The organism is Bacillus sp. FSL L8-0528, from assembly GCF_038593085.1.
Lineage (GTDB): Bacteria > Bacillota > Bacilli > Bacillales > Bacillaceae > Bacillus > Bacillus paralicheniformis.
In genome coordinates, this window is record NZ_CP151961.1 from 2,649,946 (window position 1) to 2,662,126 (window position 12,181).

Here is a 12,181-nt window from a genome sequence, read left to right on the forward strand (position 1 = left end):
TTCCCGCCTTCTATTGTCAATTATTTATCAGTTTGCTTTCCATCCGCATCGCGCTTTACTTCCATGTCTGTTACTGGAATGTAGCCCTGCTCCGTCACGATGGATTTTTGAATGTCATCGTTCATCAAATAGTCGAGGAATTCTTTCGCCAAGCCTTCAGGCTCGCCTTTCGTATAAGAATGCTGGTATGCCCAGATCGGGAATTTGCCTTTTTGTACATTTTCGGCTGTCGGCTTAACGCCGTCGATTGAAAGCGGAGTGACAGTGTCATCCTTGATATAAGAAAACGCAAGATATCCGATTGCCCCAGGCGTTTCAGCGATTAACTTTTTCACTGTGTTTGAAGAATCTTCCGTGATTCCTTCAGCCGGAGTTTCTCCGTCAAGTGCATATTTGACAAAAGTCGCGCGGGTTCCTGAAGAATCAGGACGGTTGACAAGCGTAATCTTTTGATCTTTCCCGCCTAGTTCCTTCCAGTTTTTGATTTTACCTGTGAATACCTTTTTGAGATCCTCTAACGAAATGTCATCGATGCCTACTTCAGGGTTGATGGCAGCTGCCATTCCGACAACCGCAACTTGATGATCGGTAAGTTCTTTTGCAGGAATGCCTTCTTTTTCTTCGGCAAAGACATCGGAGTTTCCGATTTGGACTGTGCCTTCAGCCACTTGGGAAAGGCCTGTGCCAGAACCTCCAGCCTGAACTTGAATATCGGCATCAGGATTTTCATCCATGAATTTTTCAGCCGCTGCTAAGACAAGAGGCTGCATCGCCGAAGAACCCGAAATCGTTAAAGAACCTGAAGCCTTATTCTCTGCTTTATCGCTTTGTTTGCCTTCGTCTGCATTGTTGTTTGTACTGCTGCTTCCGCAAGCTGCTGCGAAGACAACTAAAACGGACATGATGAACATCAGTGTGATTTTTTTAAATGGTTTCACTTCTTAATCCTCCCGCGTAAATGTGTAATTTGTCCTACGGGTATAGCGTAACTTTTCAATATTAATCTTGTTTAAATGAATTATTAAGGTTTTGTAAAATAAGCTTGAACTTTGTATAGAATGCGGACGAAAGGAACGGGCGCACAAAAAAACACCTGCATGGTTCAATGCAGGTGTTTTAATGAAAAAGTCCTATTCTGTAGCTTCTTTTTCGATTTTGTCTTTATTTTTTTCGGCGGTATTTTCTTTCGATTGTTTTGATTTCAGTTCAAAATACTTATCAAGCACTTTCCGGCCGATTTCGTTTGTAATTGAATATCTTTGACCATAGTCGTTATAAACCCAAGGAACGACGACGGAAATTGCGACTTCCGGATTATCGTAAGGAGCGTAGGCAACAAGCGTTGTATTATATGTCGGTGTTCCCGTTTTCGATTTGTCCGGTCCGTCATAGAAAGACTGGGCCGTTCCTGTTTTTCCTGCTGGTTTATATGAAGCAGAAGCAAACTGACCCGCTGCCGTACCTTTTGTCATGACGCGCCTGAATCCGTTTTGGACTTCTTTAATATATTGATCGCTCATGTCTAATTTGTTCAATACTTCAGGCTGCACGGACTGTGTAACGGCCCCGATTCCTTTTTTCGAATCAGGCTCCCTGATCTCTTTCACGAGCTGCGGCTTCATGCGGTACCCGCCATTGGCAATCGTTGATACATACTGAGCCAGCTGCAGCGGTGTGTATGTGTCATACTGTCCGATGGAATAGTCAAGCAAGAAACCAGGCAGTCTTTGAGATCCTTTGTAGCCTGTTGCTTCATTTGGCAGATCGATTCCGGTTTTGACGCCGAGGCCGAACTGGCTGAAATAATACCTGAATGTATCAAATGCTTTTGTTTGAAGGTCGAGCGGCTGGCGCGCCTTATACTGGCCTTTACCAAGGGCGATCGCCGTTTTAAACATGAACACGTTTGAAGATTTTTCAAGCGCTCCCTGGATACCCAGTGTTCCCAAGTTGCTTGCCCAAGATTTTTTCGGGTTGCCTTTTCCGATGTAGAGCGGTTCATCAAGAAAAGTCGTATTTAAATTAATGGCTCCCGTCTGCAGACCTGTTAAAACGGTGGCCCCTTTGACAGCCGAGCCCATCGCATAAGAAGACGTCATCGCGCCGAGCGCATAGTCGTCAACCTTTAATTTGCCGCTTTCGTTTTTAAGCTGCTTGCCGGCAATCGATAACACTTCCCCGTTTCGCGGATCCATCATGACGACGAATGCGCGGTCGAGAAGCGGAGCGCTATGCCGGGCTTTGGCAGACTTCAGTTCATCCTCGATAATTTTTTCAATCGCTTTTTGCATATCAACATCAATCGTCAAGACTAAATCTTTTCCGCTTTTCCCCTCGGAAATGACTTCCGTATCGACGATGTCCCCTGATTTGTCGGTAATATTTTTCACTTTCTCTTTCTGTCCCTGAAGCACATTTTCATATTCGGCTTCAAGGTAGCTTTTTCCAACCCGGTCATTCCGGTTGTAGCCGAGCGACAAATAATGATCGAGCAGACTTTTCGGAAGTCCTTCATTTGAATCGGATATGCTGCCGATCATCGTTCTGAGCAGACCGTTATAAGGATAATCCCGCTTCCAATCTGACGTCACATCGACTCCAGGGAGCTCGTCCAGGTGTTCGCTGACAACCGCCATTTCTTTTGCGGTTACGTCCTTGTTTTTAATATACTGCGGAGTCAGCGCGTATCCAGAATCCATCTGACGCTTGATTGCCAAGACTTTCAAATCTTGATCTGTCAGTTCATTCAGTTTATCTTCCGTGATCCTGTCAAGCTGCAGCTGGTATAGATCATCTTCTTTCAGCTTGCCGTCCTTAACTTTTTTTCGATCTTGATCGGTGATGAGCTTCTCGGCTTTTTTCGGCCGCGTTAAAATCCAATAGTCCTTTTTATCGCGCTCCGTTATTTTATCTGTATCGATTTCGATCATTTCTGCAAGTTTTTTTGCTACTTTGAGCCTGTCCTCCTGAGAGGTCGATGATGTCCTTGTGTATGTAATGGCATTCATCGGTTTATTTTTCACGATCGTGTTCAAGTTCCGGTCATATATTTTCCCCCGCGGAACGCTTGTCGAGACATCGACTTCTTCCTGCTTCTGCACTTCGTTCGTATAGTCTTCGCCAAAGACGATCTGCACCATGCCTAAGCGCACGACGACGATGGTGAAAATAATAAAAGCGAGAAGGAACAATATGTTCAATCTGATGGGGAGCGATTTGCGTTTTTCAGTTTTCATTTTTTTGTTCATCATTAGCATCACCTTTTTGAAATAAAGAAAAGACACCTTATGAAAAGGTGCCAAATCTATTGTAAAGTTTTTTTCGGCATTTTTCTACTATTTTCCCTTGGGGCTTACCTTTTTCCTTCTAAATAATTCGGTTCAGCTGTTTGTTTATGCGCATCTTTTCCGACCGTTTCGCGGGCGGGCTCTGTCAGACGGATATCTTTGACGAAATAGTAGATCAGCGTGTGGCCTGCCCCCAGCAAAACGAGGGAAACCGGAATGCCCAAGTCTTCCTTCAGGAGCGACACGAGCAGCAAAAAAACCAAAATCGAGACAATCCGTCCGATGTTTAAAAAAACCTCTCTGACGACAATGTATTCGATCCGCGCTTTCCGGGCATACCTTGCTTTACCGATCACATCATATGTGAGCGATGAATACGGTACGAGCAAAATCGGATAGCCGATCGCAATCGCAACGGCATACAGCAACAGCGTCACATACGTCATATGAAACAAAATCAGAAAGAGAGCGCCGAACAGGACGAGACCGCCCATTAAAATCGCCTTTTTGCGCGCTCCCTTTTTAATAAGCCGCGTTGCGAAATAGTATGCAAAAAAAGAAACAGCTGAATTAATCAAGCCGAACTTCCCCAATGCCAACTCGCTCTTTGTCGTGATAAAGACAAAGACATTGATTAAAAAAACGAAAATCCCTTCTCTCAGTCCCTGAAAAAAATGAGCATTTGTAATGCTGCGCCAATTCGGGTCTGAATTTCGTTCCGTCCAGATTTTTTTCAAAATATAGCGGCCGCGCGATTCGCGCCTCTTTAAAAAAAAGCTCGTGATGACGGCCACCGAAAATAAAGCCAAAGACAGGCTGAAAATCACCGTGTACCCCGTGTTGTCAGCAAGCCGTGAAATAACATAGCCGGCGACAATCGGACCGATCATTCCCGCGCCGGAATTTAAAATGCCGAGAAAGCCGTTAAAAAAATCTCTCGTGTCCGGCTCAGTGATTTCAAATGTCAGGACATTAAACGCAAGCCAGTAAAATCCGTAGCCAATTCCGAGCACACTGCCGAGCAGCACAAGCCGTGATCCCGCATTCTCCCCCGCCAACAGCACGGTTAAATAAAATACAGCCAAAAACGAAACGCCAAACCTGAGGATAAACACCCTGTCGATTTTTTTGGCAAGGCGGCCGGCAAACATAAAAATGATCGGCTGCATCACGACGATCGACAAATTGTAAATGGCCAAATCGACAAACTGTCCGGACTGCTTCCACAGATATACATTCACAAACGTATTGGAAAGGGCAATGCTAAGAGAATAAAGGCCGCCGACTGCAAGCAGCAGCAGGAGGTCCCTGTTTACTTCAACATCGCCTATTATGTTTTTGATTCTGCTCATAACTGACTCCCCTTTACTGATCACCATTAGTCTGTCTCATCAAAAGTCAGTTATGTACTTCAGAGCAAAAGAAACGAAAAACAAACAGACCGGCTTTTTGCCGGTCCTTCAGCAGACGCTCCGCTTCGCGAATAACATAAAAAGGCCCGCTTTTCGCGGGCCTCTCAGCGTGTCGACAAACCCTCGCATTCGTTGTCAGGCCTGCGCGTCGGTGCTCACGAATTCCAAATTCGCTCCGCTCCGATGCTCGGCCTTCCTAGACTGCAAGGGTTTTCAATCACGCTGAAAAGGGATGACAAAATCCCAAAACAAAAAGTGTTTTGGGATTTTGTCAACAATCTGAAAGGCCCGCTTTTAAGCGGGCCTCTTTTCTCAAGCTGGATTATTTTGCTTCGCTGTATAGGCGTGCAACTTCATCCCAGTTAACGACGTTCCAGAATGCTTTAATATAATCTGGACGGCGGTTTTGGTAATTCAGGTAGTATGCGTGCTCCCATACGTCAAGACCTAAGATAGGGGTCTTGCCTTCTGAAAGAGGAGAATCTTGGTTTGGCGTGCTTGTGATTTCAAGCTCTCCGTTATTGACAACAAGCCATGCCCAGCCGGAGCCGAAACGGCCAGCTGCTGCAGCGGCAAAGTCTTCTTTGAATTGATCGAAGCTGCCGAATTTGCTGTTGATCGCTTCTGCCAATTCACCAGTCGGAGCGCCTCCTCCGTTTGGAGAAAGAAGTTTCCAGAACAATGAGTGGTTGGCATGTCCACCGCCATTGTTGCGGACAGCTGAGCGGATGTTTTCCGGTACAGCATCAAGGTTTGCAACAAGCTCTTCAACAGATTTGCTTTCAAGATCCTGTTTGCCTGCCACCGCTTCGTTCAATTTTGTAACATATGTGTTATGGTGCTTCGTATGGTGAATATTCATCGTCTCTTTGTCGATGTGTGGTTCTAACGCATCGTAAGCATAAGGTAATTCTGGAAGTTTGTAAGCCATCATCAATTCCTCCTTAATATTGTATGTATTGAAATGCCGCCTTTAGCAAGCCTTTCCTCTTTCAATGTATCAAAAGAAAAGGCTTGTTTCAATGGAAATGCTCACAAAATGATCACAATTGCATTTCAAGCGCTCACTAAACTTTATCCTTTTCCCCCTCTTTTTAAACATGGACGGGAAAATTTTAGAGCACGGTATATAAAAAGTAACCGATCATCATCAGCTGAATCACACCTTTCGCAAAAACGCCTGAAATAAATCCGATCAATGAACCGATTCCGATTCTGGCCGCTGTTTTCAAATCCTTCTGATGGACAATCATCTCACCCGCCAAGGCCCCGACAAACGGCCCCAAAATAATGCCCGCCACAGGTATCACAAAAGGTCCGATCAAAAGGCCGATTGTGCTGCCCCATATCGCCGCCTTGCTGCCGCCGAAGCGCTTAATACCGAGGAGATTTGCAATATAGTCAGCGGCAAACAATACGGCTGTAAAAATGCCTTCAATAATCCAAAACAGGTAGGAGTAATGCCCGAATGTAAATAAAAAACCGTATAGAACAAAGCCGGCTACGATGAAAACGACGCTCGGAATGATGGGATAAACAAGGCCGATGAACGCAATGACGAACATCGCCGCAATGATGATCCAATATAAAACATCCATCCGAATCCCCTCCAATCGATTGTGATGCTTCATATTATACCCATTTTTCCAAAAGGAAACTTCCAGAGTCCCTGTTGATCGATAAGTTTTCTTGTATTCGTCCTTTTGTGACGATACAATAATGCAGATACATTATAGATATAGGAAGTGAAACCGAATGAATTTATTTCAGCGATTTTTTAAAAGTACATATTCCCCTCACGCGATTGGCAAAATGCGTTTCCAAGGCATAGGGAAAACGATTTTATACGTATTTTTGCTCAGCATCATCGCCGCTCTCCCGAATCTTTACCATATCAGCAGCGGAGTGGTGAATACAATGAACAGCTTTCAGTCAGCTGTGAAAGAATTCCCCGCTTTCTCCATAAAAGACGGCTCACTGCAAACAGATGCAAAGAAAGCGATTGAATCACAGTCATTCGGATTTGTCATCGTTTTTGATCCGAGCGGCTCTTATAAAACAAAACAGATCGAAGACAAACGGAATTCCGTCGGCATTCTGAAAGATAAGTTCGTCATCGCCATTGACGGCCAAGTCCAGGAAATGCCGTACACAATGCTTCCCGAAGATATGTCCAAGGACGATATCCTTTCTTTAGTTGATCAAAATAAATCGGTGATTGTTCCCGTCTTATGCGTTCTGCTGTTTTTGGCGACGGCAGCCGGAAAATTCATTGATGTCTCGGTTCTTGCCGTCATCGGGCTGATCATTCGCAACGGACAGAAGAAAATGCTCTCCTATAAGCACCTTTGGGTGATGTCTGCTTATTCGATCACGCTCGCAACCGTGTTTTTTGCAATTATGGACGCGCTGGAGGCGGTGGTTCCAAGTCAGTTCCTCCTGAACTGGTTTGTGAACTTTATTATCCTGTTTCTCGCCATTAAAGAGACGCCGGCTTCTAAAGCAGCAAGGTAAAGCGGGCAGGAGCAAATTTATTGTCATGTTGAAAGAGGGACAAGCGTAACATAATAAAAAATGCAGGAAATGGGGACAAATCAGATGAAACGTGTGATTGTGCTGTTTTCGATTTTGCTCGCCCTGTTCATTGTTTATTATGACTTGAAATCAGGCACCATCCCTCAAAACGCCTTGCCGGCTTCAACCATGGCAGCGGAAGCTCCGGCTGCAAGCCTGCAATATAAGACCATTACCGTCAAACCCGGACAGACCGTATTTTCAATCATCGGGAACAGCGCCGTTCCGGCCGACAAAATAGCCGAAGATTTTGAAGCGCTGAATCCGAATGTTAAGGCGAGCCGCATTCAAGCAGGCGTCACCTACAAGTTTCCCGTTTATCCTGAATAAGCGTTAATTTCTTGTCAGTTTCATGAACGGGCTGTTACAATAAGACTTGTAAACGATTTGGTATAAGAAAAGGAGCAACCGCCTCCGAATTATACTTAAGGAGCGAATTCAAGTGAGTGAAATCACACATCGTACAAAAACGCGTCCCGTTAAAGTGGGACCTTTAACAATAGGCGGCAATAACGAAGTCGTCATTCAAAGCATGACAACAACGAAAACACATGACGTTGAAGCAACCGTCGCCGAAATCAACAGACTCGCGGAAGCGGGATGTCAAATCGTCCGCGTCGCCTGTCCTGATGAACGGGCTGCAGACGCGATTCCTGAGATCAAAAAGCGGATATCCATCCCTCTTGTCGTGGATATTCATTTCAACTATAAATTGGCTTTAAAAGCGATCGAAGGCGGAGCCGATAAAATCCGCATCAATCCGGGAAACATCGGCCGCCGCGAAAAGGTTGAAGCGGTTGTCAATGCAGCGAAGGAAAAGGGCATTCCGATCCGGATCGGCGTCAATGCAGGTTCTCTGGAAAAACGAATCCTTGAGAAATACGGCTATCCGACAGCAGACGGCATGGTCGAAAGTGCACTGCACCACATTAAAATTCTTGAGGATCTCGATTTCCACGATATCATCGTCAGCATGAAGGCGTCTGATGTAAATCTGGCGATTGAAGCGTACGAAAAAGCGGCAAAAGCATTCGATTATCCGCTTCATTTAGGCATCACCGAATCGGGAACGCTGTTTGCCGGTACGGTGAAAAGCGCCGCCGGGCTCGGCGCGATCCTTTCAAAAGGAATCGGCAATACATTGCGGATTTCTTTAAGCGCGGACCCGGTCGAAGAAGTAAAAGTCGCCAGGGAGCTCCTGAAATCTTTCGGGCTCGCTTCCAATGCAGCGACATTGATTTCCTGCCCGACTTGCGGCCGGATCGAAATCGATTTGATCAGCATCGCCAATGAAGTCGAAGATTACATCGCTAAAATCAAGGCGCCGATCAAAGTTGCCGTTCTCGGCTGTGCCGTCAACGGTCCCGGAGAAGCTCGCGAAGCCGATATCGGGATTGCCGGCGCACGCGGCGAAGGCCTCCTGTTCCGCAAAGGCGAAATCGTCCGGAAAGTGCCTGAGGAAACGATGGTCGAGGAATTGAAAAAAGAAATCGACAAGCTCGCCGAAGAACATTATGCGAAACAAGCGGCCGAAAAAGAAAAATTAAACACATAATAAAAAAAGCTTGACGGATATCCGTCAAGCTTTTTCCGTTAGAAAAACGGGGTGATGAATATGCCAAGCACCAAGGAAACTGCACCGATACCCATTGCCCATGCTCCTAAGCCAGCTGCTCCTTGTCTTCTGGCTATATAACCGACAATGATCCCTGCAATCCCTAACAGCACTGGAAGCATAAACAAGGAAATAATCGAAAGCGCAAGCGCGATATATCCGGTTACACGTCCGCCGGCAGCATCGGCGGCATCGTTACGCGCTTCTCCGTTTTTCCCGTTATCTGTACGATAAGTCGGGGCAACTTCTGCTGCTGTTTCTTCTAAAAATTCATCATTATCTAAAGTCGCATCGACTAGGTCAGCATCATAACCGGCTCGGTCACGATCGCGAACATTTTGATCTTTTTCCATTCGATATCCCCCCTCTTTAATCCATAAAGGAGCATTTATAGTTTAAGCATTTTAGCCCGATTCATGTTTGCTAAACTTTACTGTAAATGTTAAAAGATTATGATACACTGGAGGAATGGATGATAAGGAGTGTGGACATGTTACATTTAGGAATCGATATTGATGGAACGATCACTGCCCAGGATACTTTTGTTCCCTATTTGAACGAGTCGTTCAGCCTCTCCATTACATTGGAAGATATTAAGGAATATGACTTAACAAAGCTGCTGAATATATCCCAAAAAGATTTTTGGAAATGGATGAACGAAAACGAGCCCCGTATCTATCAGGAAGCGTTGCTGGCTCAATATGCCAAACAGACGCTGGATGAGCTGAAAAAACAGCATAAACTGATATACATTACAGCAAGAAGACACCATCTGGAGGATGTCACCTTTGACTGGTTCGAGAAACGCGACATTCATTATGACCATATAGAACTTGTCGGCGGACACGATAAACTGGAAGCCGTCTTCAGGCATGAAATCGATGTTTTCTTTGAGGACCACCACGGGAATGCAACCATGATTGCAAAAGAAGCAGGCATTCCGGTTCTGTTGTTTAATACGCCGTACAATCAGCTTCCGACCGATTCAAACATCGTCAGAGTCGACAGCTGGCTTGAAGCCGCCGAATGGCTGAAAAAGAACGAGAAAACGATTAAAGGCGCAAAAAGCATGTAAGATAAAGTCTCTTACATGCTTTTTGCGTTAAAAAGGCATATGGCTCTAAACGCCATATGCCGCTTTTCTTTACTGCGCTTCCGTGCTTTTTTCTTCGCATCGCGGGCACGTTCCGTAAATTTCAAACTTATGGCCGCTGATCTGGTAGCCGTCAAGATCGTCTGTCAGCTTTTCCATCGGACATAGCTCGATTTCCTTCGTTTTGCCGCACACCATGCAAATAAAATGATGGTGGTGATGAGCAGAAGAACATTTAAAACGGAACAGCTTTTCACCGGAAAGCTCAGTCGTTTCCAAAATGCCGAGTTCTTCAAACAGCGACAAATTCCTGTAGATCGTATCAAAGCTTAACCCCGGATAATCATCGTTTAAAGCGGAAAGGACATTTTTCGCCGTTAAATATTTATCAGAATCACTAAACAGCTGAAGCATATCCTCCCGTTTGCTTGTATATTTATATCCTTTTTCCTTCAGTAAATCAAGCGCTTCCTGTACGTTCACGGCGAATCCTCCTTTTGATTTTATTATAACTGATGCACAGTATCAGGATAAAGATCGACAGCATCACGATCGTTCCCCCCGGCGCAAGATCGAGATGATAAGCAAGCACCAGGCCGACGATGACGGAAAGTTCACCGAATAGGATCGATAAGAAGATCGCCTGCTTAAACCCCTTGGCAATGCGCATGCTCGCAGCGACAGGGAGCGTCATCAGCGCTGAAACGAGAAGCGTACCGACGATTCTCATAGAGGCGGCGATAACAAGCGCAACGATCAAAATAAATATAAAATGAATCCATTTTGCGGAAATCCCCGAAGCTTTAGCATGCTCTTCATCAAACGACAGAAGAAACAGCTCTTTAAAAAGGGAAAACACCACGATCAGAACGGCTGCGGAAATTCCGACGATCACCAGCATGTCTTCGCGCGAAACAGCGCTGACGCTGCCGAATAGATAGCTGAACAGATCCGTATTAAATCCGTCCGCAAGCGAAATAAAAATAACGGAAATCCCTATTCCCCCCGACATGATAATCGGGATCGCCAGCTCCTGATAATGTTTATAAACCGTTCTCAGCCTCTCGATGATCAAAGATCCGGCAACGGAAAACGCCATTCCGAAATAGATCGGGCTGACCCCGGCGAGCACTGCAAACTGTTTGCCTGCATACAGGCTCGCCGCTATGCCGGCTAAAGAAACGTGGCTGAGCGCATCTGCGATCAGCGACAGGCGCCTGACAACGATGAATACACCGAGCAAGGGCGCGATGAGGCCGATTAATATTCCTGAAATAAAAGCGTTTTGCAAAAACTCATAATGAAAAAAAGGTGTCAGCATTATTCGTGTCCTCCATGATGATGGTGATTGTGGCTGATGGCTTGAACATCATGCCCGTAAAATTGAGACAAGTCTTGATCTGTCATGGACTCAAACTCTTCTGTATTGCCGTGAAAATGAAGATGTTTATTCATGCAGGCAACGTGTGTGACTTTATCGGAAACCGTGCCGACATCATGGGTGACAAGAATGAGCGTAATGCCTTTTTCACGATTCAACTTCTCCAGCAGCTTGTAAAACCCTTCAACTGTTTTTTGATCGACTCCGACCGTCGGCTCGTCAAGAATGAGCAGCTTCGGTTCGCTCACAAGCGCTCTCGCAATGAAAGTTCTTTGCTGCTGTCCCCCCGAAAGCTCGCCGATGTTCCTGTCTTTCAGGGACGTGATGCCGACGGCTTCGATCGCTTCATCCACCTTTTGCTTATCGGCTTTGGACATGCGCCTGAATAAGCCGAGCTTCGCTGTTAAACCGCTTGCCACCACTTCATATACGGAAGCGGGAAAACCGGTGTTAAAGCTGTTTGCTTTTTGGGATACGAAGCCGATTTTGCTCCAGTCCTTAAATTTTCTGAAAGGGACGCCGAACAATTTAAGTTCGCCTGTCTGCGGCTTAATCAGCCCGAGAATGCATTTCAGCAATGTCGTCTTTCCCGATCCGTTTGGACCGACCAAGCCGAGAAAAGTCCCTTCTTCAATTTTCAAATTTATATCTTCTATCACATTTCGATGATCATAGGAATATGATATATGCTTCATTTCAATAATAGGTTGTTTCAATACGTTCACCTTCAAATTCTCCAGAATCATTACGATTTATCGCACAAAAAGAAAATGGCAGCCGAAAAGCAGCAAGCCATTTTCACGATTGACCAGTTCATCT

The 12,181-nt window shown here is 45.4% G+C and carries 13 protein-coding genes; 4 read left to right on the top strand and 9 right to left on the bottom strand.

Annotated features, from left to right (window positions below):
• Positions 1–20 precede the first annotated feature (20 nt).
• The 5 genes from MHI30_RS13325 to MHI30_RS13345 all read right to left on the bottom strand — a co-directional run bounded on the left by MHI30_RS13325 (position 21) and on the right by MHI30_RS13345 (position 6,297).
• A complete protein-coding gene (locus MHI30_RS13325; RefSeq protein WP_020452206.1) occupies positions 21–938 on the bottom strand; it encodes a phosphate ABC transporter substrate-binding protein in 918 nt (305 codons plus the stop codon).
• A gap of 192 nt (positions 939–1,130) precedes the next feature.
• The gene (locus MHI30_RS13330; RefSeq protein WP_020452207.1) at positions 1,131–3,251 is read right to left on the bottom strand and encodes a penicillin-binding protein 2; all 2,121 of its coding nucleotides are present in this window, start codon (positions 3,249–3,251) and stop codon (positions 1,131–1,133) included.
• Positions 3,252–3,352: 101 nt separating this feature from the next.
• A complete protein-coding gene (locus tag MHI30_RS13335) occupies positions 3,353–4,639 on the bottom strand; it encodes an MFS transporter (RefSeq protein WP_020452208.1) in 1,287 nt (428 codons plus the stop codon).
• A 382-nt stretch (positions 4,640–5,021) separates the two neighbouring features.
• The gene (sodA, locus tag MHI30_RS13340) at positions 5,022–5,630 is read right to left on the bottom strand and encodes a superoxide dismutase SodA (RefSeq protein ID WP_041817255.1); all 609 of its coding nucleotides are present in this window, start codon (positions 5,628–5,630) and stop codon (positions 5,022–5,024) included.
• Between the two features lie 184 nt (positions 5,631–5,814).
• Positions 5,815–6,297, bottom strand: a complete 483-nt coding sequence (locus tag MHI30_RS13345) for a DUF456 domain-containing protein (RefSeq protein ID WP_075752306.1) — start codon at positions 6,295–6,297, stop codon at positions 5,815–5,817.
• A 157-nt stretch (positions 6,298–6,454) separates the two neighbouring features.
• On the opposite strand from MHI30_RS13345, the gene MHI30_RS13350 reads away from it, so the two are divergent.
• From MHI30_RS13350 to ispG, 3 genes are all read left to right on the top strand, one after another.
• The gene (locus MHI30_RS13350; RefSeq protein WP_020452211.1) at positions 6,455–7,213 is read left to right on the top strand and encodes a DUF1189 domain-containing protein; all 759 of its coding nucleotides are present in this window, start codon (positions 6,455–6,457) and stop codon (positions 7,211–7,213) included.
• 84 nt (positions 7,214–7,297) lie between these two features.
• A complete protein-coding gene (locus MHI30_RS13355; protein ID WP_075752515.1) occupies positions 7,298–7,603 on the top strand; it encodes a LysM domain-containing protein in 306 nt (101 codons plus the stop codon).
• A gap of 106 nt (positions 7,604–7,709) precedes the next feature.
• Positions 7,710–8,828: a flavodoxin-dependent (E)-4-hydroxy-3-methylbut-2-enyl-diphosphate synthase gene (gene ispG / locus MHI30_RS13360; protein WP_085959519.1), complete on the top strand. Its 1,119-nt coding sequence runs from the start codon at positions 7,710–7,712 to the stop codon at positions 8,826–8,828.
• Positions 8,829–8,866: 38 nt separating this feature from the next.
• Here the strand turns inward: ispG and MHI30_RS13365 are convergent, their stop codons facing one another.
• A complete protein-coding gene (locus MHI30_RS13365) occupies positions 8,867–9,241 on the bottom strand; it encodes a hypothetical protein (RefSeq protein ID WP_075752304.1) in 375 nt (124 codons plus the stop codon).
• Between the two features lie 137 nt (positions 9,242–9,378).
• Here MHI30_RS13365 and MHI30_RS13370 point away from each other — a divergent pair, with 137 nt between their 5' ends.
• Entirely contained in the window at positions 9,379–9,963 is a 585-nt protein-coding gene (locus tag MHI30_RS13370) for a hypothetical protein (protein ID WP_075752302.1), read from the top strand.
• A 69-nt stretch (positions 9,964–10,032) separates the two neighbouring features.
• Here the strand turns inward: MHI30_RS13370 and MHI30_RS13375 are convergent, their stop codons facing one another.
• Genes MHI30_RS13375 through MHI30_RS13385 form a run of 3 tightly spaced genes read right to left on the bottom strand, consistent with a single transcriptional unit; the run spans position 10,033 to position 12,078 of the window.
• Positions 10,033–10,464, bottom strand: coding sequence for a Fur family transcriptional regulator (locus MHI30_RS13375; protein WP_020452215.1), 432 nt, complete (start codon positions 10,462–10,464; stop codon positions 10,033–10,035).
• Positions 10,442–11,302 carry a metal ABC transporter permease gene (locus MHI30_RS13380; protein WP_023855222.1) on the bottom strand — a complete coding sequence of 287 codons (861 nt, stop codon included), beginning with the start codon at positions 11,300–11,302 and terminating at the stop codon, positions 10,442–10,444. The genes MHI30_RS13375 and MHI30_RS13380 overlap by 23 nt, the downstream gene beginning before the upstream one ends.
• Entirely contained in the window at positions 11,302–12,078 is a 777-nt protein-coding gene (locus tag MHI30_RS13385) for an ABC transporter ATP-binding protein (protein ID WP_075752300.1), read from the bottom strand. Before MHI30_RS13385 ends, MHI30_RS13380 begins: the two co-directional genes overlap by 1 nt.
• Positions 12,079–12,181: the final 103 nt, after the last annotated feature.